The organism is Pseudomonas sp. YL2, from assembly GCF_023063025.1.
Taxonomy (GTDB): domain Bacteria; phylum Pseudomonadota; class Gammaproteobacteria; order Pseudomonadales; family Pseudomonadaceae; genus Aquipseudomonas; species Aquipseudomonas putida_A.
The window spans coordinates 431,530-451,056 of record NZ_JAJSLU010000001.1 but is presented as its reverse complement, the minus strand read 5'-3'; the positions used below and the strand labels follow the sequence as shown (position 1 = coordinate 451,056).

The window sequence follows — 19,527 nt, the reverse complement described above, 5'->3', positions numbered from 1 at the left end:
AGCTTTTAGACCGCCATCGGCGCGGTCATCGGCGCGTGGTGCTCATAGCCTTCCAGCGAAAAATCGCTCGGTTCTACCAGCTCCAGCCAATCCGGCTGGTACACACCGGTCTTGGCGAACTCCGGCACGCGGTCGGAGATTTTCAGTTTCGGCATGGCGAACGGCTCGCGCTTGAGCTGTTCGTTGAGCATGTCCAGATGATTCTCGTAGACGTGCGCATCACCGATGAAATAGGTGAACCAGCGCGGCGTGTAACCGGTCAGGCGCCCGATCAGGCTGAGCAGCGCAGCGCCTTCGGTGAGGTTGAACGGCGTACCCAGACCCAAGTCGTTGGAGCGGATGTACAGGGTCAGGGAGATCTCTTTGGTCTCGACGTTCGGGTGGAACTGGTACAGCAGATGGCATGGCGGCAGGGCCATTTCATCGAGCTGGGCGACGTTCCAGCCGTGGAACAGGATGCGGCGGCTGCCCGGGTCGTTGATGATCGTGTCGACGCACTGGCGCACCTGATCGATGGCTTTGTACAGCACCACGTAAGCCTGGCCGTCTTCTTCGCCCTGGGCGATCTGCTTGTAGCCGTTGCTCAGGGTCTGTTCGATGGCGGCGGTGTTGCTCAGCGGGATCTGCTTGTACGCCGGCCACTTGCGCCATTGCACGCCGTAGATTTCGCCGAGGTCGTCCTCGCCCTGACGGAACGGGTTGGCCAGCCATTGCGCATTTTCGTTGGCGTTCTGATCCCAGACCTTGCAGCCCAGCGCACGGAATTCCGCGGCGTTGTTCACGCCACGCAGAAAACCGCACATCTCGCCGATGGCCGATTTGAAGGCCATCTTGCGGGTGGTGATCGCCGGAAAGCCTTCCTGCAGATCGAAACGCAGCATCGCACCCGGGAAGCTGATGGTGTTGATGCCGGTGCGGTTGGCCTGTTTGGTGCCGTTCTGAATGACGTGCGAGACCAGTTCGAGATATTGCTTCATGAGTTACCTGTGTCCTTTGAGCCCCGGCGTCGCGCGCCGGGGTTCGTAGTTTAAGCGGTCGGCGCGAGCGGCGCTGCCGGCGCACGACGATAGGCCAGCCAGATCAGGAACAGCCCGCCGACGATCATCGGTACGCACAGCACCTGACCCATGGTCAGCCAGTTCCAGGCCAGGTAGCCCAGTTGCGCGTCCGGTACGCGGACGAACTCGACAATAAAACGGAAAATTCCGTAAAAAAGCGCGAACATGCCGGATACGGCCATGGTCGGACGCGGTTTACGCGAGAACAACCACAGGATCAGGAACAGCGCCACGCCTTCGAGCGCGAACTGATACAGCTGCGACGGGTGACGCGGCAACTGCGCCGGATCGCTGAACGGCGGGAAGATCATCGCCCATGGCACGTCGGTCGGCTTGCCCCACAGCTCGGCGTTGATGAAGTTGCCGATACGCCCGGCACCCAGACCGATCGGCACCATCGGCGCAACAAAGTCCATCAGTTGGAAGAAGGTCTTGCCGTTACGCTTGCCGAACCACAGCGCGGCGAGCATCACCCCGATGAATCCGCCATGGAACGACATGCCGCCTTTCCACACTTCGAAAATCAGCGTCGGGTTGGCGATGTAGGCGCTCAGATCATAGAACAGCACGTAACCCAGACGTCCACCGACAATCACCCCCATCGACAGCCAGAACACCAGATCGGAGAGCTTCTCTTTGGTCCAGGTCGGGTCGAAACGGTTGAGCCGGCTCGACGCCAGCAGCCATGCGCCGCCGATGCCGACGAGGTACATCAGGCCGTACCAGTGGATTTTCAGCGGACCGATGGCCAGGGCCACCGGGTCGATCTGCGGGTAAGGCAGCATTGCGACTCCTCGTTAGAGTTGAAACCAAAATTCCCGGGCGACGCTGCCACCTCAGGATTAAGCCAGGATTGCGGCCCGTTCTGAACCAGAGGCTCAGAGCAGGAAATTCAGGCCCACGCAGAACAGCAAAGCGGCGAACAGCCGTTTCAGCAAGCGCGGCGACAATCTGTGTGCCAGGCGCGCGCCGAGACGGGCGAACACCATGCTGGTCAGGGCAATGCCCAGCAGCGCCGGCAAATAGACAAAACCGAGACTATGCGGCGGCAACAGCGGATCATGCCAGCCCAGAATCATGAAACTTAATGCACTCGCCACGGCGATCGGCAAACCGCAGGCCGACGACGTTGCCACCGCCTGCTGCATCGGCACGCTGCGCCAGGTCAGGAACGGCACGGTCAGCGAGCCGCCGCCGATTCCGAAAATCGCCGAGGCCCAGCCGATCACACTGCCGGCCACGGTCAGACCGAGTTTGCCCGGCACCGTTCGACTGGCCTTGGGTTTGACCTCCAGCGCCAGTTGCACGGCAATCACCAAGGCGAACACGCCGATGATCTTCTGCAGGTTCGGCCCGGAAATCGCCTCGGCCGTCAGCGCCCCAAAACCGGCGCCGAGCAGAATACCCACGGTCATCCACATGAAGATCGGCCAGCGCACCGCACCACGTCGATGGTGTTCACGCACGGCGTTGACCGAAGTGAAGATGATGGTCGCCAGCGATGTCCCTACCGCCAGATGCGTGAGGATCGACTGATCGAATCCCTGCAAGGTAAAACTGAACACCAGCACCGGGACAATAATGATCCCGCCGCCCACCCCGAACAGCCCGGCCAGCACGCCCGCACAGGCGCCCAACGCCAGATAGAGCAGAAATTCCATGACCGTCTCCCAGACGCATCCCCAAAACCGGAGCGGCATGGTAACGGATGCATGCCCTTTGGCTCCACTGACGATGGATGCACGGACGCCGACTGCGTAGAGTGAGCAGAAAACACACAAGGACCACCTTATGTGCCTGATCGTTTTCGCCTGGCGCCCGGGCCATGCCCAGCCGCTGATCGTCGCGGCCAACCGTGACGAGTTCTACGCCCGCCCGAGCCTGCCGCTGGCGCCATGGGCCGACGCGCCGCACGTGCATGCCGGGCGCGATCTTGAGGCGGGCGGCACGTGGCTGGGGATTGGTGCCAACGGACGCTTCGCCGCACTGACCAATATCCGCGATCCGCACCAGCCTCCGGCGCGTAAATCAAGGGGCGAGCTGGTGGCGCGGTTTCTCGCGGGTGATGCGTCAATTGATGATTATTTGCGCGATGTGGTCGGTCGCTCGCCGGAATACGCCGGGTTCAATCTGCTGCTGGGTAATACCCATGAGCTGTGGCACTTCAATGCGCGGACGTCTGAGCCGGTGATGCTCGAACACGGGGTTTACGGGCTGTCGAATGCCGGGCTGGATACGCCGTGGCCGAAATTGCTCAAGGCCAAGGCTTCATTGAGTGCGGTGCTGGATGATCCGCAGCCTGCGCGACTGCTGGGGTTACTGAGCGATGCGCAGACCGCGCCGTTTAATGAATTGCCGGACACCGGGGTCGGGCTGGCGACTGAATCGTTACTGTCGAGTGTGTTTATTGCCAGTCAAAGTTACGGGACGCGGGCGAGTACGGCGTTGATTGTGCAGGCGGACGGCACGCGGCGAATGGTCGAGCGCAGTTTCGGGCCGTATGGCGGGCATTTGGGTGAGGTGGAAGTTCAGGTTTAGCGGTAGCGGGACTGACGCCTTCGCGAGCAAGCCCGCTCCCACATTGGTTCTGTGATCGACACAAATCCCTGTGGGAGCGGGCTTGCTCGCGAAGGGTCCATCAGCCTTTCAGAGGGCCTTGTTGACCGCCGGCGGATTCATCTTCGACAGCCCGAGATTCTTCAGCGCCAGTTGCAGCGAGCTGTGGATCACTTGCGGGTTATCGATCTTCATCAGCTCCGCCAGCAGATCCTTGGCCTTGCTCAGGTTGATCTGGCGCAGCATCCACTTCACTTTCGGCAAGTTGGTGGCGTTCATCGACAAGCTGTCGAAGCCCATCGCCATCAACAGCACCGCCGCTGCCGGGTCACCGGCCATTTCGCCGCAGATGCTCACCGGTTTGCCTTCGGCATGCGCGTCGCGGACCACGGTTTGCAGGGCTTGCAGCACCGCCGGGTGCAGGTAGTCGTAGAGGTCGGCCACTCGCGGGTTGTTGCGATCCACCGCCAGCAGGTACTGGGTCAGGTCGTTGGAGCCGACCGACAGGAAGTCCACCTGCCGCGCCAGTTCCTTGGTCTGGTACACCGCAGCCGGAATTTCAATCATCACCCCGATTGGCGGCATCGGCACGTCGGTGCCTTCGTCACGCACTTCGCCCCAGGCCCGGTGGATCAAGTGCAGGGCTTCTTCGAGTTCGTGGGTGCCGGAGATCATCGGCAGCAGGATCCGCAGGTTGTTCAGGCCTTCGCTGGCCTTGAGCATCGCGCGGGTCTGCACCAGGAAGATTTCCGGGTGGTCGAGGGTCACGCGAATCCCGCGCCAGCCGAGGAACGGGTTGTCTTCCTTGATCGGGAAGTACGACAGCGACTTGTCACCGCCGATGTCCAGGCTGCGCATGGTTACCGGTTGCGGGTGGAACGCGGCGAGTTGCTCGCGGTAGATCGCCAGTTGTTCCTTTTCGCTCGGGAAACGCTGGTTGATCATGAACGGCACTTCGGTGCGGTACAGACCGACACCTTCGGCGCCGCGCTTCTGCGCCCGCGCCACGTCCGCCAGCAGGCCGGTATTGACCCACAACGGCATGCGATGGCCATCGAGGGTCACGCACGGCAGGTCACGCAGGGTGTCGAGGCCCAGCGCCAGTTGTTTCTCTTCTTCGACCACCTCGGCGAACTGCTTGCGCAGCACATCGCTGGGGTTGGTGTAGACCTCGCCGCGGGTGCCATCGACGATCACCTCGATGCCATCGACCTTGGCGTACGGCAGGTCGACCAGACCCATCACCGTCGGAATGCCCATGGCCCGGGCCAGGATCGCGACGTGGGAGTTACCCGAACCGAGGACCGACACCAGACCGACCAGCGTGCCTTCCGGCACCTCGCCGAGCATCGCCGGCGTCAGCTCTTCGCTGACCAGAATGGTTTTTTCCGGGTAGACCAGGTTCTGCTGACGCTCTTCCTGCAGGTAGGCCAGCAGGCGGCGGCCGAGGTCTTTGACGTCCGACGCACGCTCGCGCAGGTAGGCGTCGTCCATCAGTTCGAAACGGTTGACGTGCTCAGTGACCACCTGACGCAGTGCGCCCTGAGCCCACTGGCCGGTCTTGATCACGGTGGTGATTTCGCTGCCCAGCGAAGCATCGTCAAGCATCATCAGGTAGACGTCGAACAGCGCACGCTCTTCCGGGCGCAGCTGGGTCGCGAGCTTGGCGGACAACGCGCGCATGTCGGCGCGCACGCCTTCGATGGCGGTCTTGAACAGCGCCAGCTCGGCGTCGATGTCGGTGATGGTTTTATCTGGCACCACGTCCAGATCCGCCGGCGGCAGCATGACCACCGCAGTACCGACCGCCGCACCCGGCGAACCCGGTACGCCGACGAACTTGGCTTCCTGAATGCCCTTGCCCTGACGGCCCAGGCCACGGATCGACCCGGTGGCCTCGGCGTGGGCGATTACGCCGGCGAGCTGCGCGCTCATGGTCACGAGGAAGGCTTCTTCACCTTCATCGAACTGGCGGCGTTCTTTCTGCTGGATGACCAATACGCCGACGACGCGGCGGTGGTGAATGATCGGCGCCCCGAGGAAGGAGGCGTAGCGCTCCTCGCCGGTTTCGGCGAAGTAGCGGTAGCGCGGGTGATCCGCGGCGTTTTCGAGGTTCAGGGGTTCTTCACGCGTGCCGACCAGACCCACCAGACCTTCGTTGGGTGCCATGCTGACCTTGCCGATCGAGCGCTTGTTCAAGCCCTCGGTGGCCATCAGGACGAAGCGGTTGGTCTCGGGATCAAGCAGGTAGACCGAGCAGACCTGGCTGCCCATGGCCTCTTTGACGCGCAACACAATAATCCCCAACGCCGCCTTGAGATCCTTGGCGGAGTTAACTTCCTGGACGATCTTGCGCAGCGTATTGAGCATGGCTCGGGGTCGAACTCCGTCGTCAGTCGCGCGCTAAAAGGCGCGGGGCAAGCTCTTTGAGGGCGCGTCGATACACCTCGCGCTTGAATGTCACCACCTGGCCCAACGGATACCAATAACTGACCCAGCGCCAGCCATCGAACTCCGGTTTACCGGTCAAATCCATCCGCACCCGCTGCTCGTTGGAGATCAGGCGCAGGAGAAACCATTTCTGCTTCTGGCCGATGCACAGCGGTTGGCTGTGGGTACGCACCAGACGTTGCGGCAAACGATAGCGCAACCAGCCACGAGTACAGGCCAGTATTTCAACATCTTCACGTTCCAGGCCAACTTCTTCGTTCAGCTCGCGGTACAAGGCGTCCTCCGGCGTCTCCTCGGGGTTGATTCCCCCTTGTGGAAACTGCCAGGCATCTTGATTGATACGGCGAGCCCATAGCACCTGGCCGGCGTCATTCGTCAGAATGATCCCGACGTTGGGGCGGAAACCATCGGGGTCGATCACGGCAACAACCTCGCAAACGCATGTCGCCGCATTGTTCCACAAAGCTTGATAAGGCGGCAACGAAGGTTCCTACCTTATGTGCACTCTTGTGAAAAGACCGTATTCTTGTCGCCTTTTTACTGACTTTTCAGCGGGTAACTGCAATGCGCCTGGCTCTATTCGATTTGGACAACACCCTTCTGGGCGGCGACAGCGATCACGCTTGGGGCGACTATCTGTGCGAACGCGGCTTCCTCGATCCGGTGGCGTACAAGCAGCGCAACGACGAGTTCTATCAGGATTACCTGGCCGGCCAGCTGGATAACGCCGCGTACCTGAACTTCTGCCTGGAAATCCTCGGCCGCACCGAAATGGCCGTGCTTGAACAGTGGCACAACGACTACATGCGCGACTGCATCGAGCCGATCGTGCTGCCCAAGGCGCTGGAACTGCTGAAACAGCACCGCGACGCCGGCGACAAACTGGTGATCATCACCGCCACCAACCGCTTCGTCACCGCCCCGATTGCCGTGCGCCTGGGCGTCGAAACCCTGATCGCCACCGAGTGCGAGATGGTCGATGGCCGCTACACCGGGCGCAGTACTGATATTCCGTGCTTCCGTGAGGGCAAGGTGACGCGCCTGAATCGCTGGCTCGACGAAACCGGGTATTCGCTGGATGACAGCTATTTCTACAGCGATTCGATGAATGATTTGCCGCTGCTGGAGCAGGTGGCGAACCCGGTGGCGGTGGATCCGGATCCGAATCTGCGCGCCGAGGCCGAGAAGCGGGGCTGGCCGGTGATTTCGTTGCGCGACTGATATCGCTATCGCGAGCAGGCTCACTCCTACAGTGGAGCGCATTCCAAATTTGGAACTCGGGCAACTGTAGGAGTGAGCCTGCTCGCGATGAGGTCGACGCGGTCTCAAGCCTTAAACAGGCTTGGCGCCCATCAACCCGGCAATCGCGATAAAGCAGACAAAGCTGAACAACGCCAAGGCAAAAGTGAACCTGCCAACGCCGCCCGGCGCCTTGCGCAAGCGATTCAACCGCACCAGCAACCAGAACCACGCCAGCGCCGCCACGGTGTACAGCACGCTGGAGGCCAGCAGCCAGGTCTGCCCCAGCGGCCAGCCGACCAGATGCACCATGCCCCAGCCGGTGAACGGCATGCTCAACAACGCCAGGCCCATCAACAGCCAGATGAACACCCGTGGCCGTTGCAAGGTGCGGCTGCCCGCCGTTGCATCACCTTTGCGTTTTGCCAGAAAAACCCAGACTCCCAACCCGAGCGCACCGGCCAGCAACACTACAGTGGCGACCATGTGCGCGGTTTTCAGGGCAGTTAACGTTTCCATTGTTCGATTTCCTCAGGGCCTGCCCATCAGCGTAGCCGCTCAGCCAAGAAACAGCTGATAGGCCGGGTTCTCGCTTTCATCCCAGTACGGGTAGCCGATTTCTTCAAGTGCCGCCGGCACCAGATGACGTTCGTCATGCGGTACTTGCAGGCCGGCGACCACCCGGCCGTCTGCCGCGCCATGATTGCGATAGTGGAACATCGAGATGTTCCAGCGCCCGCCGAGCTTGTTGAGAAAGTTGAACAGCGCGCCCGGACGCTCCGGGAATTCGAAGCGGAACACCACTTCGTCGATCACGTGCGCCGCGTGGCCGCCGACCATGTGGCGGATGTGCAACTTGGCCAGTTCGTTGTCGGTCAGGTCGAGTACCGGGAAGCCCTGCTCGGTCAGGCTCGCCAGCAGTGCGCTGCGTGGGTCGTTTTCCGGGTGAGTCTGTACGCCGACGAAGATGTGCGCTTCGCTGCCGGTGTTGTAGCGGTAGTTGAATTCGGTGATCTGGCGCTTGCCGATCGCTTCGCAAAACGCCTTGAAGCTGCCGGCCTGCTCCGGGATGGTCACGGCGATGATCGCTTCGCGACCCTCGCCCAGCTCGGCGCGCTCGGCGACGTGGCGCAGGCGATCGAAGTTGACGTTGGCCCCGGAGTCGATGGCGACGAAGGTCTGGCCACTGACGCCGCGCAACTCGACGTACTTCTTGATCCCGGCCACGCCCAAGGCGCCGGCAGGTTCGGTGATCGAGCGGGTATCGTCGTAAATATCCTTGATGGCCGCGCAGATCTCGTCGGTGCTGACGGTGATCACTTCGTCGACGTAATCCTTGCAGATGTCGAAGGTGTGCTGGCCGATCTGCGCCACGGCCACGCCGTCGGCGAAGATGCCCACGGTCGGCAGCACCACGCGCTCGCCGGCGGCCATGGCCGCTTGCAGGCAGTTGGAGTCGTCCGGCTCGACGCCGATGACCTTGATGTCCGGACGCAGGTATTTCACGTACGCCGCGATGCCGGCAATCAGACCGCCGCCGCCGACCGGCACGAAAATCGCGTCCAGCGGTTGCGGGTGCTGGCGCAGAATTTCCATCGCCACGGTGCCCTGCCCGGCAATGGTGTGCGGATCGTCGTACGGGTGGATGTAGACGTAGCCCTTTTCATCGACCAGTTTCAGCGAGTAGGCCAGTGCTTCCGGGAAGGAATCGCCGTGCAGCACGACTTTGCCGCCGCGCGAACGCACGCCTTCGACCTTGATCTCCGGGGTGGTCTTGGGCATCACGATGGTCGCTTTCACGCCCAGCACTTTCGCCGCCAGCGCCAGACCCTGCGCATGGTTGCCCGCCGACGCGGTGACCACGCCACGGGCGCGCTCTTCGTCGGTCAGTTGGGTCAACTTGTTGTACGCGCCGCGAATCTTGAACGAGAACACCGGCTGCAAGTCTTCGCGCTTGAGCCAAATGTCATTGCCCAGCCGCTCGGAGAGCTGGCGAGCGTTCTGCAGCGGGGTTTCTACGGCAACGTCATAAACGCGCGAGGTGAGGATCTTTTTGACGTACTGTTCGAGCATCGGAAAGCATCACTGGCGATTGGGCGGGACCGACGAGTCTAACCCGGCTTTTGCCCGTGCGACCACACGAATCAGGAGGTTTTAGCCCGGCTTGCGGCTATAATGCCGGCCTTTCCGAACTCACCTTGCCCGCTTCCGGAGCCCGCATGACCCAGGATCAACTCAAACAGGCAGTGGCTCAGGCCGCCGTCGACTTCATCCTTCCGAAACTCGACGACAAGAGCATCGTCGGGGTCGGCACCGGCTCCACCGCCAACTGCTTCATCGATGCACTGGCCCAGCACAAGGGCGCATTCGATGGCGCGGTTGCCAGCTCCGAAGCCACTGCGGCGCGCCTCAAGGGCCACGGGATTCCGGTGTATGAGCTGAACACCGTCAGCGACCTGGAGTTCTACGTCGACGGCGCCGACGAGAGCGACGCGCACCTGAACCTGATCAAGGGCGGCGGCGCGGCCCTGACCCGCGAGAAGATCGTCGCGGCCGTGGCCAAGACCTTCATCTGCATCGCCGACGCCAGCAAACTGGTGCCGGTGCTGGGCGAATTCCCGCTGCCGGTCGAAGTGATCCCGATGGCCCGCAGCCACGTCGCCCGCCAACTGGTGAAACTGGGCGGCGATCCGGTGTACCGCGAAGGCGTGCTGACCGACAACGGCAACATCATCCTCGACGTGTACAACCTGCAGATCACCAACCCGGTGGAGCTGGAAGCGCAGATCAACGCGATCGTCGGCGTGGTCACCAATGGCCTGTTCGCGGCGCGTCCGGCGGATCTGCTGTTGCTGGGCACCAGCGAAGGTGTGAAAACCCTGAAGGCTGAGTAAGCCCAGACTGCCCACACTCTTGCAGGCAAATGCATTCCCCCCTGTGGGAGCGGGCTTGCTCGCGAATGCGGTGTGTCAGATACATTAATTTTTCTGATACACCGCATTCGCGAGCAAGCCCGCTCCCACATTTGGTTTTTTGGGGTGTCAGTCAGTTTTGCGCAGGTTTCTTGAAGACATAAAACAAGTTCGGCTCACTCACCAGATACAACGTCCCGTCGTCATCCATCGCAATGCCTTCGGCTTGCGGCACCCTCTTCTGCAAACCCTGCCGCCCCTTGTTCAGCGACAAGGTACTCAGCGGCCGCCCGTCCACATCCAGTTCCAGAATCAGCCCCGACTCGTCGGACAGCGCCAGCAAATGGCCGCTGCGCTCGTCGTATTGCAGGCTCGACAGATCGCGCACGAACATCCCGGCATCGCGCTTGGGGTTGTTGATCACGTGCACCGCGTAGGACTTTTCCGGATTGAAGTGCGGAAAACCGTGCACCTCATAAATCAGCATGGGGTCACGCTCCTTGGCGACGAACAGGCGCTTGCCCACCGAGTCATACGCCAAGCCTTCGAAGCCCTTGTTGCCGCTCATGTGCACGCCCAGAGTCATCTGTTCAGCGTCCGCCGCATCAAGGAACGTGGTGTCCCGCTCCAGATGCACCTTGATCAGGCGTTGCTGGCGCTCGTCGGTGATCACATAGGTGTCGGCGCTGATGAACTCCACCGCTTCAGGATCGCCGAAGCCAATCAGCGCGATGCGCCGCAGGATTTTGCCGTCGAGGGACAACTCGACCAGCTCGGCATTCTTGTTGGTCACGGTGAACAGGCTTTTGCGCACCGGATCGTAGGTCAGCGCCGAGACATCGTCGTTCAGGCCGTCGATGACCCTGGCTTCGACTTCGACTCGGTATTGATCCAGACCAATGGCCTCGCTGCTCAACGGCTGCCACAAGGTATGCAGATTGAACCAGGCGCGCTCGAACAGGCGCAGGTATTGGCCGATCGCGATCAACACGATCAGGACAACAACCGACAGGATGATAAACAGGGGTTTGGGGCGGGCAAGTCGACGCATTCAGGCAGGCTCGGGATCAAAACAGGCGGATGAAATATCACGCCTGTCTGAACTGAAGCTTAATGGCCACTTGCCTCAGGCCACAAGACAACCCTGCGGCAGCTCCTACATGAGGATTAGTGAAAGGTGGTTATTTCTGCTTTTCGAAGCGATAGAACAGGTTCGGCTCGCTGACCATGTACAGCGTACCGGCGTCGTCCATGGTCACGCCTTCGGCGCGGGGGATGGTGTCCTTCAAACCATTGAAGCCGCCAAGCAGGGTCATGAAGCTGACCTGCTCACCCTTCTCGTCCAGCTCCAACAACAGATGCGAATCGGCAGACAGCACCAGGGTGTGGCCGGTACGCGGGTCGATCGCCAGCGCCGACAGGTTGCGGATATCCAGTTCATCGCTGGCCAGCTTCTGCTTGTCGCCCTTGAGGATCTGGCTGCCGTCGCTCTTCCAGGTAAACAGCGCCGGCGGACGCTCTTCGCCCAGCAGTAGCTGTTGATTGTGCGGATCCCAGGTGATTGCTTCGAATGCCTTGTTCTGGTTTTTCGACGGACCGAGATCGTATTTCGGGAAGTCGGCGATATTCAGCTCGCGGGTGCTGGCATCGACCTTGACGATGGTCAGCAGGTGTTCGCGCTCATCAACAATCGCCATCAGGCCGTTTTCCATCACGGTCACGCCTTCCGGGTTGCTCCAGCCCACTAGCGGCATCTTGCGCAGCACATCACCCTGCAGGGTCAGTTCGACCAGAAACGGATTCTTGCCCATCACCGAAAACAGGGTTTTGGTCTGCGGGTTGTAGGACAGGTCCGAGGCCTCGTCCTTTTCCATGCCCGGCAGCAGTTTGCCGTCGATCACCGCCCGATAGTCCGGCAGCCAGATACTCGCCTTTTGCTCGGTCTGGCTTTCGAAGCGCTCGCGCAGCCACAGCAGGCCACGGTCGTCCCAGTGCATGGCAAACGCCAGGCCATACGCGGCGGCAAGCACCAGCAACAGCCAGACATACCAGCGCAGGGCGAAACGTGAGCGACGAGGAGGATTGAGCTGAGTGTGAGCTGACATCAGGGACGCGTTCCGAAAATTCAGGCTAAGGGTAATAGCACAAAGAGGCCGGCTCAGACGCCAGAATGCGAGGAATTATCCGGACAGGATGTGAAAAAAACGGCAAATGGCGGGATTGGCGTGTGCCGCCAACCTTCTTCAGGACACCACAAAGCGATGTGGGAGCGAGCCTGCTCGCGAAGACGAAGTATCAGTCAACAATGATGTCGACTGACCTGGCGCCTTCGCGAGCAGGCTCGCTCCCACAAAGGATTTGCGGCGTGGCGATTAACGTACGCTGCTGCTGAAGCTGCTCGCGCCAACCAGTTCCAGCACGATGTCATCGCCGACATTCAGCGGACCGACGCCCACTGGCGTGCCGGTGAGGATCACGTCGCCGGCCTGCAGCGAGAAGCAGCCGGCCATGTGCTGGATCATCGGCACGATCGGGTTGAGCATCGCGCTGCTGTTGCCGTCCTGGCGCACTTCACCGTTGATGGTCAGGCGAATGCCGATGTCGGTCAGATCAGAGAAAGTGCTGCCAACCACGAACGGGGCAATCACCGCCGCGCCGTCGAACGACTTGGCGATTTCCCATGGCAGGCCCTTGGACTTGAGTTCGGCCTGCTTGTCGCGCAAGGTCAGATCCAGCGCCGGGGCGAAACCGGAGATCGCATCCAGCACTTCTTCGCGGCTCGGCTTGGTCGACAGCGGCTTGCCGATCAACACGGCGATTTCCGCTTCGTAGTGCACCGAACCGCGCTCGGTCGGAATGCTGAAACCGCCTTCCAGTGGCACCACGCAACTGCCTGGCTTGATGAACAGCAACGGCTCGGTAGGCACCGGGTTGTCCAGTTCCTTGGCGTGTTCGGCATAATTACGGCCAATGCACACCACTTTCCCGATCGGGAAGTGAATGCGCGTGCCGTCGACGTACTGGTGCTGATAGCTCATTTACCGACTCCTGCCTTCATTGATTCATCAGGGATTGCCAATCAAACCGCGAAGATCTTGCCCGGGTTCATGATGCCGTTCGGGTCGAACACCGCTTTGACCGCTTTCATGTACTCGATTTCGACCGGAGAACGGCTGTAGGTCAAGTAGTCGCGCTTGGTCATGCCCACGCCGTGCTCGGCGGAGATCGAACCGTTGTACTTCTCGACGGTTTCGAACACCCACTTGTTGACGGTCGCGCACTTGGCGAAGAACTCGTCCTTGCTCAGGTTATCCGGCTTGAGAATGTTCAAATGCAGGTTGCCGTCGCCGATGTGGCCGAACCAGACGATTTCGAAGTCCGGGTAGTGTTCACCGACGATGGCGTCGATTTCCTGCAGAAATGCCGGGACTTTCGACACGGTGACCGAGATGTCGTTCTTGTAAGGTGTCCAGTGCGAGATGGTCTCGGAGATGTACTCGCGCAGCTTCCACAGGTTCTGCAGCTGGGTTTCGCTCTGACTCATTACGCCGTCCAGTACCCAGCCCTGCTCAACGCAATGCTCGAAGGTTTCCAGCGCCGTGTTGGCCACTGCTTCGCTGGTCGCTTCGAATTCCAGCAGCGCGTAGAACGGGCAGCCGGTTTCGAACGGCGCCGGTACGTCGCCACGGCCCAGCACTTTGGCCAATGCCTTGTCGGAGAAGAATTCGAACGCGGTCAGGTCGAGTTTGCCCTGGAAGGCGTGCAGCACCGGCATGATCGAGTCGAAGTCGGCGGTGCCGAGGACCATCGCGGTGAGGTTTTTCGGCGCGCGATCCAGACGCATGGTCGCTTCGACCACAAAGCCGAGGGTGCCTTCGGCGCCGATGAACAACTGGCGCAAGTCGTAACCGGTAGCGTTCTTGATCAGGTCCTTGTTCAGCTCCAGCACATCGCCCTTGCCGGTAACCACTTTCAGGCCGGCGACCCAGTTACGGGTCATGCCGTAGCGAATCACCTTGATCCCGCCGGCATTGGTGCCGATATTGCCGCCAATCTGACTGGAACCGGCCGACGCGAAGTCCACCGGGTAGTACAGGCCGTTTTCTTCGGCGACGTTCTGCAAGTGCTCGGTGACCACGCCCGGCTGACACACGGCGGTGCGGTCAGTGAGGTTCACGTCGAGAATCTGGTTCATGTAGTCGAACGAGACGACCACTTCGCCATTCGCGGCAACGGCGGCGGCGGACAGCCCGGTGCGCCCGCCCGACGGCACCAGCGCCACTTTATGGGTGTTGGCCCAACGGACAATGGCCTGCACCTGTTCGATGGTCTTGGGAAACACGATGGCGCTTGGCGCGGGCGCAAAGTGCTTGGTCCAATCCTTGCCGTACGCATTCAGGGAGTCGGCGTCGGTCAGGACCTTGCCAGGCTCGACCAGGGTCTTCAGTTCATCAATCAGGGCAGGATTGGTCATCGACAGAACTCTCGAACAATTCATGGTCATCCTGAAGACGCTTCACGTCGCAGGAATGAGTGTTTAGCAGGGTGGCTATGCTAGCATACCGACCCCGCAGGCCAGTGCCCAAGGCCAGTTCTGCGGTGACGGCATTCTTGTCGTCCAGGTCAATGTCTGTTGACCATTTCCTGCCATTTTTCTCCGGGATACAGGTTTACGCAGATGAGCAAGACTTCTCTCGATAAGAGCAAGATCAAGTTCCTTCTTCTCGAAGGCGTCCACCAATCGGCTGTCGACGTCCTCAAGGCGGCGGGCTACACCAGCATCGAATACCTGACAGGCTCCTTGCCGGAAGCCGAGCTCAAGGAAAAGATCGCTGACGCTCACTTCATCGGCATTCGTTCGCGCACCCAACTGACCGAAGAGATCTTCGATCACGCGAAGAAGCTGGTCGCGGTCGGCTGTTTCTGCATCGGCACCAACCAGGTTGACCTGAGTGCTGCCCGCGAGCGCGGTATCGCCGTGTTCAACGCGCCGTACTCCAACACCCGCTCCGTCGCGGAACTGGTGCTGGCCGAAGCGATCCTGCTGCTGCGCGGCATCCCTGAGAAAAACGCTTCCTGCCACCGTGGCGGCTGGATCAAGTCCGCAGCCAACTCCTTCGAGATCCGTGGCAAGAAACTCGGCATCGTCGGCTATGGCTCGATCGGTACGCAGCTGTCGGTTCTGGCGGAAGGCCTGGGGATGCAGGTGTTCTTCTACGACACCGTGACCAAGCTGCCGCTGGGCAACGCCACTCAGGTCGGCAACCTGCACGAGCTGCTGGGCATGTCCGACATCGTCACCCTGCACGTTCCGGAAACCGCTGCGACCCAGTGGATGATCGGCGAGAAGGAAATCCGCGCCATCAAGAAGGGCGGCATCCTGATCAACGCCGCGCGCGGCACCGTGGTCGAGCTGGACGCCCTGGCGGACGCGATCAAGGACAAGCACCTGATCGGCGCGGCCATCGACGTATTCCCGGTGGAGCCACGCTCCAACGACGAAGAGTTCGAAAGCCCGCTGCGTGGCCTGGACAACGTGATCCTGACCCCGCACATCGGTGGCTCGACTGCCGAAGCGCAGGCCAACATCGGTCTGGAAGTGGCGGAAAAACTGGTCAAGTACAGCGACAACGGTACATCCGTTTCGTCGGTGAACTTCCCGGAAGTGGCCCTGCCGGCTCACCCTGGCAAGCACCGTCTGCTGCATATCCACGAGAACATTCCGGGTGTGATGAGCGAGATCAACAAGGTCTTCGCCGAAAACGGTATCAACATCTCCGGTCAGTTCCTGCAGACCAACGAGAAAGTCGGTTACGTGGTGATCGACGTTGACGCCGAGTACTCGGAGCTGGCGCAAGAGAAGCTGCAACACGTCAACGGTACTATCCGTAGCCGCGTGTTGTTCTGATCCGACGCTGAGCGACAAAAAAAGGGAGCCTTCGGGCTCCCTTTTTCATGCGTGCGAAAACGTCATTCGACGTTGACGGTGATCTTTTTCGACACGATCGGCGGATCAAACGCCATATGGCCGCTGTCGCCCAGCTCCAGTTGCAAGGTGTGCTTGCCCGGGGCCAGTTTGATCGTGGCCTCGGTCTGCGCCTTGCCGAAGTGCATGTGGTTGGCATCGGTCGGCACGACGGAACCGGCCGGAACGATTTCCTTGGCATCAATCAGCAGGTGGTGGTGACCGGTGTTCTTGGTGACGTCACCGGCGGGTGCCAGCGCAACGTCCTTGACCCCGAACTTGACCTTGAACTCCTGAGAAACCGTGGCCCCGTCTTCGGGAGAAACGATGAACACTTCGGCGCCCTTGGGTGCCGGGGTCGCTGCACTGGCCAGCACTGAAACACCCATCAACAGGCCAGCCAAGGCTGCTCGTGACATAAACGTTTTCATTCTCTTCTCCAGTTTTTCCGTAAAATCCGCGCGGTCATGACAACTTCATGACCATTCGTTGTCGAAGGCACTCGACAACCATAGCAAAGCGAGCCTGACTCAGAGCATCGCAATAATGATTTCAAAGGAGTGACCATGCGCTTTCTGCCTGGCCTGATCTGCCTGCTACCCCTTCTGAGCCCTCTGGCTCACGCCGAACTGATTGATGACGTCAACGACCGTGGCGAGTTGCGCATTGCCCTTGAGGCTAATACACCGCCCTTCAATTTCAAGGATGGCGACACACTCACGGGGTTCGAGGTCGAGCTTGGGCAACTGCTGGCCAACGAGCTGGATGTGCGCGCCGACTTCATCGTCACCGACGAAGCCGACCTGCTCCAGGGCGTTGAAAGCGGCAAGTACGACGTTGCGCTCAACCACATAGCACTGACACCTGAACTCAAGGATCGTTTCGACGTCAGCGAGCCTTACGGCAAGGTCGATTCGCAGCTGCTGGCGAAGCAGGATGAGCAGCCGCGACCGATGGTGCTGGTACAGGCGTTGACCGAGGAGAAGCCGAAGGCCGCGGTGCCGGTGGAGTTGGCGATTCCGTTTCAGAAGGGTAATCCGGCGTTTCAGGCGAGCCTTGCGGGTGCGTTGCAGCGGATCAAGGCGGATGGGCGGTTGGCGGGGTTGTCCGAGAAGTGGTTCACCGAACCTAAATGAACACACAAACCCTGTAGGAGTGAGCCTGCTCGCGATAGCGGTCTGTCAGTCATTCACTCATGTGCTGATAGACTGCTATCGCGAGCAGGCTCACTCCTACAGGGGTCTACGGTGGGCTTTCAGTCGAGGTGGGTCAGGGCCAGAGCGGCCTGCGGTAGTTCGAGCTCACTAAAGACTTGCACCCCATGGCGTTTGAGCAGCGCCGCCGTAACGCCTTCTCCCGAGACCTTCACCCCACTGAACGTCCCGTCATAGGTCAACAAATTCCCGCAGGAAGGACTGTTGGCCTTGAGCACCGCGACGCGGATGCCGTGCTTTTGCACCAGCGCCAGCGCCTGCCGCGCGCCGTCGAGAAACTGCGCGCTGACGTCCTCGCCCTCGCTGGTGATCACCGCCGCCGTGCCATCGAGCACTTCGGCGCCCTGCCCGCCGGGGATTTCCGCCGCTGCACGCGGGGTTGGCAAACCGCCAGCCACTTCCGGACACAGCGGCACCACACGGCCTTCGGCGATCCACTGTTCGAGCAGATCGAATGGACCGCTGGCCCCGCCGTCGTAACGCACGCGGTGGCCCAACAGGCAGCGGCTGACCAGAATCTTCTGCATATCAGAACGGCTCGTTGCCACGGCGGCGGAACCAGCCGGTCAGCGACAGGCGTTCGCGGTGCGCCGGCAGCACTTCATGGGGCACCTCACCGGAGAGGAACACCACCAGACAGCCGCCGGTGGGTTGCACGTCGTGGACCCGGTCTTCGTCCAGATACATGCGCAACTGACCGCCGTCTTCCGGCAGCCACGCGTCATTGAGGTAGACCACCGCCGAGACCATGCGCCGGTCGTCGTCGCGAAAACGATCAACGTGCTTACGGTAAAACGCGCCCGGCGGATACAGGGCGAAGTGGCACTCGAAATCCTCGAGCCCGAGGAACAGCCCGCGATTGAGCGCCTCGCGCAGGCTGTCCATCAGGTTCAGATAACGGTCGCTGGCCTCGGCCTGGCCCGGGTCGATCCACTGGATGTGGTCGCCACGAATACCCTCGCGAATCTCTGAAAACGGCCCACGGCCTACCGCTGCCGGCGCCAGTTCACCCTCGGCCTCACGTTTGCGGCACTCGGCCGCCAGCTCGCGGGTCAAACCTGCGGGCAGGAAAATGTTCTGCTGCGACCAGCCGTGTTCGGCCAGGTCGTCGACGATGCGTAACAGCAGCGGGTGTTCAGAGGATATTTGCATGGCGCGCATAGTATGCCGGCGGCAGGAAATCCGACAGAGCCACGCAGCGGCTTGCTACGAATTCTCGACAAGTCCCGGCACCGCACGGAGAATAGTCCGCTGCTGACAGGAGTCCCTATGCGCCGTTTGCTTTTTTCACTGTTGATGTTCTGCGTTTTGCCCGCCTGGGCGGACGGCCACGATCAGCTGTACAAGATCGCCGGCTGGCCAGATCAACGTGCGCATTTCAATGATGCCCTGAGTGCCGCGCAGCAGCGCTACCAGAACAACCTGCCGCCGGCGGTGTTTCAAGCCCTGGTCAACAACAGCAACCAGCGCTTCGCCCCCCAGGCCATGGATCAGCGTGCCGAAGCGCAACTGCGCCAGCACCTTGCCGATCCACAACCGGCGCTGACTTTTTTTCAATCGCCGCTGGGCAAGAAAATCGTCGCCGCTGAATTGCTCGCCACCCGTCGCGATCAACTGGCGAAGAACGCCAAGGGCCTGCCGAAGATGCAGGCCAGCGACAGCCGCCTGCTGATCATCGGCCATCTGGCCCAGGCCCTGCCCGCCCGCGAGGCCGGCGCGGAAGTCAGCCTGGCGATTGCCGGGGTGGCGGCGGACAGTCTGAGTTCGATGATCCCCGGCCTGCTCGGCGGCGGTCAGGCGCAAGGCATGCTGAACGGTCAGCGCCAGCGCCTGATGGAGCAGATCGGCGCCGACCTGAACAACACGCTGCTCTACGTTTATCGCGATCTGTCGGATGACGAACTGGAGCAGTTCGCGACCTTCGCCGAGTCCACCGAAGGCAAGGCGTATTACCAGGCGGCGCTGGCGGCGATCCGGGCGGGGCTGGCGGTGGGGCAAAGCTCTTCGAGCCTTGGCCAGTAATTTCTATCGCCTGAAGGGCCGCCTTCGCGAGGAGGGTCGCCCCCCCACGGGGTCGCGGGGTCCTGTGGGGGCGGGCCCGCTCGCAAGGCGGGTCGCTGCCCTGTCGGTCT

The 19,527-nt window shown here is 61.2% G+C and carries 20 protein-coding genes; 6 read left to right on the top strand and 14 right to left on the bottom strand.

The annotated features are described in order from the left end of the window. Positions 1-5: 5 nt before the first annotated feature. From LVD08_RS02055 to LVD08_RS02045, 3 genes are all read right to left on the bottom strand, one after another. Complete coding sequence (locus LVD08_RS02055) at positions 6-977, bottom strand: thymidylate synthase (RefSeq protein ID WP_247267265.1); 972 nt, start codon at positions 975-977, stop codon at positions 6-8. Positions 978-1,027: 50 nt separating this feature from the next. Continuing rightward, complete coding sequence (gene lgt / locus LVD08_RS02050; protein WP_007965581.1) at positions 1,028-1,843, bottom strand: prolipoprotein diacylglyceryl transferase; 816 nt, start codon at positions 1,841-1,843, stop codon at positions 1,028-1,030. 93 nt (positions 1,844-1,936) lie between these two features. Further along, the gene (locus LVD08_RS02045; RefSeq protein ID WP_027610537.1) at positions 1,937-2,719 is read right to left on the bottom strand and encodes a sulfite exporter TauE/SafE family protein; all 783 of its coding nucleotides are present in this window, start codon (positions 2,717-2,719) and stop codon (positions 1,937-1,939) included. Between the two features lie 130 nt (positions 2,720-2,849). Between LVD08_RS02045 and LVD08_RS02040 the strand changes: the two genes are divergently transcribed. Then, positions 2,850-3,596, top strand: coding sequence for an NRDE family protein (locus LVD08_RS02040; protein ID WP_247267264.1), 747 nt, complete (start codon positions 2,850-2,852; stop codon positions 3,594-3,596). 108 nt (positions 3,597-3,704) lie between these two features. On the opposite strand, the gene ptsP is transcribed toward LVD08_RS02040, so the two are convergent. Continuing rightward, positions 3,705-5,984: a phosphoenolpyruvate--protein phosphotransferase gene (ptsP, locus tag LVD08_RS02035; protein ID WP_047596633.1), complete on the bottom strand. Its 2,280-nt coding sequence runs from the start codon at positions 5,982-5,984 to the stop codon at positions 3,705-3,707. A 22-nt stretch (positions 5,985-6,006) separates the two neighbouring features. Then, positions 6,007-6,486: an RNA pyrophosphohydrolase gene (locus LVD08_RS02030; protein WP_003229203.1), complete on the bottom strand. Its 480-nt coding sequence runs from the start codon at positions 6,484-6,486 to the stop codon at positions 6,007-6,009. Between the two features lie 143 nt (positions 6,487-6,629). Here LVD08_RS02030 and LVD08_RS02025 point away from each other — a divergent pair, with 143 nt between their 5' ends. After that, a complete protein-coding gene (locus LVD08_RS02025) occupies positions 6,630-7,286 on the top strand; it encodes a histidinol-phosphatase (RefSeq protein ID WP_247267263.1) in 657 nt (218 codons plus the stop codon). 111 nt (positions 7,287-7,397) lie between these two features. Here LVD08_RS02025 and LVD08_RS02020 read toward each other — a convergent pair whose 3' ends face one another. Together LVD08_RS02020 and ilvA are read right to left on the bottom strand one after the other, a co-directional pair. After that, the gene (locus LVD08_RS02020) at positions 7,398-7,823 is read right to left on the bottom strand and encodes a DUF2269 domain-containing protein (protein ID WP_121182505.1); all 426 of its coding nucleotides are present in this window, start codon (positions 7,821-7,823) and stop codon (positions 7,398-7,400) included. Positions 7,824-7,862: 39 nt separating this feature from the next. Then, entirely contained in the window at positions 7,863-9,377 is a 1,515-nt protein-coding gene (ilvA, locus tag LVD08_RS02015; protein ID WP_027610533.1) for a threonine ammonia-lyase, biosynthetic, read from the bottom strand. 146 nt (positions 9,378-9,523) lie between these two features. Here ilvA and rpiA point away from each other — a divergent pair, with 146 nt between their 5' ends. Beyond that, the gene (rpiA, locus tag LVD08_RS02010) at positions 9,524-10,198 is read left to right on the top strand and encodes a ribose-5-phosphate isomerase RpiA (RefSeq protein WP_095137581.1); all 675 of its coding nucleotides are present in this window, start codon (positions 9,524-9,526) and stop codon (positions 10,196-10,198) included. A gap of 151 nt (positions 10,199-10,349) precedes the next feature. On the opposite strand, the gene LVD08_RS02005 is transcribed toward rpiA, so the two are convergent. From LVD08_RS02005 to LVD08_RS01990, 4 genes are all read right to left on the bottom strand, one after another. Continuing rightward, complete coding sequence (locus LVD08_RS02005; protein WP_150370137.1) at positions 10,350-11,267, bottom strand: SdiA-regulated domain-containing protein; 918 nt, start codon at positions 11,265-11,267, stop codon at positions 10,350-10,352. A gap of 130 nt (positions 11,268-11,397) precedes the next feature. Then, positions 11,398-12,321 carry an SdiA-regulated domain-containing protein gene (locus LVD08_RS02000; RefSeq protein ID WP_247267262.1) on the bottom strand — a complete coding sequence of 308 codons (924 nt, stop codon included), beginning with the start codon at positions 12,319-12,321 and terminating at the stop codon, positions 11,398-11,400. A gap of 267 nt (positions 12,322-12,588) precedes the next feature. Continuing rightward, positions 12,589-13,254, bottom strand: coding sequence for a fumarylacetoacetate hydrolase family protein (locus tag LVD08_RS01995; RefSeq protein ID WP_103369657.1), 666 nt, complete (start codon positions 13,252-13,254; stop codon positions 12,589-12,591). A 41-nt stretch (positions 13,255-13,295) separates the two neighbouring features. Further along, the gene (locus tag LVD08_RS01990; protein ID WP_247267261.1) at positions 13,296-14,690 is read right to left on the bottom strand and encodes an FAD-binding oxidoreductase; all 1,395 of its coding nucleotides are present in this window, start codon (positions 14,688-14,690) and stop codon (positions 13,296-13,298) included. Between the two features lie 204 nt (positions 14,691-14,894). Between LVD08_RS01990 and serA the strand changes: the two genes are divergently transcribed. Beyond that, a complete protein-coding gene (gene serA, locus LVD08_RS01985) occupies positions 14,895-16,124 on the top strand; it encodes a phosphoglycerate dehydrogenase (protein WP_003229219.1) in 1,230 nt (409 codons plus the stop codon). Positions 16,125-16,186: 62 nt separating this feature from the next. On the opposite strand, the gene LVD08_RS01980 is transcribed toward serA, so the two are convergent. Next, a complete protein-coding gene (locus LVD08_RS01980; RefSeq protein WP_027610528.1) occupies positions 16,187-16,612 on the bottom strand; it encodes a DUF4399 domain-containing protein in 426 nt (141 codons plus the stop codon). Positions 16,613-16,747: 135 nt separating this feature from the next. Here LVD08_RS01980 and LVD08_RS01975 point away from each other — a divergent pair, with 135 nt between their 5' ends. Next, positions 16,748-17,317 (top strand): transporter substrate-binding domain-containing protein, encoded by a 570-nt coding sequence (locus tag LVD08_RS01975; RefSeq protein WP_247267260.1) that lies wholly within the window; start codon positions 16,748-16,750, stop codon positions 17,315-17,317. Between the two features lie 119 nt (positions 17,318-17,436). Here the strand turns inward: LVD08_RS01975 and LVD08_RS01970 are convergent, their stop codons facing one another. Further along, entirely contained in the window at positions 17,437-17,922 is a 486-nt protein-coding gene (locus LVD08_RS01970; protein WP_247267259.1) for a DUF523 domain-containing protein, read from the bottom strand. A 1-nt stretch (position 17,923) separates the two neighbouring features. After that, on the bottom strand, positions 17,924-18,556 hold the full coding sequence (locus tag LVD08_RS01965; RefSeq protein ID WP_027610525.1) for a 2OG-Fe(II) oxygenase: 633 nt from the start codon (positions 18,554-18,556) through the stop codon (positions 17,924-17,926). Positions 18,557-18,664: 108 nt separating this feature from the next. Between LVD08_RS01965 and LVD08_RS01960 the strand changes: the two genes are divergently transcribed. After that, complete coding sequence (locus tag LVD08_RS01960; protein ID WP_247267258.1) at positions 18,665-19,417, top strand: DUF2059 domain-containing protein; 753 nt, start codon at positions 18,665-18,667, stop codon at positions 19,415-19,417. Positions 19,418-19,527: the final 110 nt, after the last annotated feature.

Bases quoted from the DNA above. Each gene is read 5' to 3' on its own strand.
- ptsP (WP_047596633.1), bottom strand. From the start codon at position 5,984: ATGCTCAATACGCTGCGCAAGATCGTCCAGGAAGTTAACTCCGCCAAG.
- serA (WP_003229219.1), top strand. From the start codon at position 14,895: ATGAGCAAGACTTCTCTCGATAAGAGCAAGATCAAGTTCCTTCTTCTC.
- LVD08_RS01980 (WP_027610528.1), bottom strand. From the start codon at position 16,612: ATGAAAACGTTTATGTCACGAGCAGCCTTGGCTGGCCTGTTGATGGGT.
- LVD08_RS01995 (WP_103369657.1), bottom strand. From the start codon at position 13,254: ATGAGCTATCAGCACCAGTACGTCGACGGCACGCGCATTCACTTCCCG.
- LVD08_RS02045 (WP_027610537.1), bottom strand. From the start codon at position 2,719: ATGGAATTTCTGCTCTATCTGGCGTTGGGCGCCTGTGCGGGCGTGCTG.
- LVD08_RS01960 (WP_247267258.1), top strand. From the start codon at position 18,665: ATGCGCCGTTTGCTTTTTTCACTGTTGATGTTCTGCGTTTTGCCCGCC.
- LVD08_RS02005 (WP_150370137.1), bottom strand. From the start codon at position 11,267: ATGCGTCGACTTGCCCGCCCCAAACCCCTGTTTATCATCCTGTCGGTT.
- LVD08_RS02040 (WP_247267264.1), top strand. From the start codon at position 2,850: ATGTGCCTGATCGTTTTCGCCTGGCGCCCGGGCCATGCCCAGCCGCTG.
- rpiA (WP_095137581.1), top strand. From the start codon at position 9,524: ATGACCCAGGATCAACTCAAACAGGCAGTGGCTCAGGCCGCCGTCGAC.
- LVD08_RS01970 (WP_247267259.1), bottom strand. From the start codon at position 17,922: ATGCAGAAGATTCTGGTCAGCCGCTGCCTGTTGGGCCACCGCGTGCGT.
- lgt (WP_007965581.1), bottom strand. From the start codon at position 1,843: ATGCTGCCTTACCCGCAGATCGACCCGGTGGCCCTGGCCATCGGTCCG.
- LVD08_RS01990 (WP_247267261.1), bottom strand. From the start codon at position 14,690: ATGACCAATCCTGCCCTGATTGATGAACTGAAGACCCTGGTCGAGCCT.
- LVD08_RS01975 (WP_247267260.1), top strand. From the start codon at position 16,748: ATGCGCTTTCTGCCTGGCCTGATCTGCCTGCTACCCCTTCTGAGCCCT.
- LVD08_RS01965 (WP_027610525.1), bottom strand. From the start codon at position 18,556: ATGCGCGCCATGCAAATATCCTCTGAACACCCGCTGCTGTTACGCATC.
- LVD08_RS02000 (WP_247267262.1), bottom strand. From the start codon at position 12,321: ATGTCAGCTCACACTCAGCTCAATCCTCCTCGTCGCTCACGTTTCGCC.
- ilvA (WP_027610533.1), bottom strand. From the start codon at position 9,377: ATGCTCGAACAGTACGTCAAAAAGATCCTCACCTCGCGCGTTTATGAC.
- LVD08_RS02025 (WP_247267263.1), top strand. From the start codon at position 6,630: ATGCGCCTGGCTCTATTCGATTTGGACAACACCCTTCTGGGCGGCGAC.
- LVD08_RS02020 (WP_121182505.1), bottom strand. From the start codon at position 7,823: ATGGAAACGTTAACTGCCCTGAAAACCGCGCACATGGTCGCCACTGTA.
- LVD08_RS02055 (WP_247267265.1), bottom strand. From the start codon at position 977: ATGAAGCAATATCTCGAACTGGTCTCGCACGTCATTCAGAACGGCACC.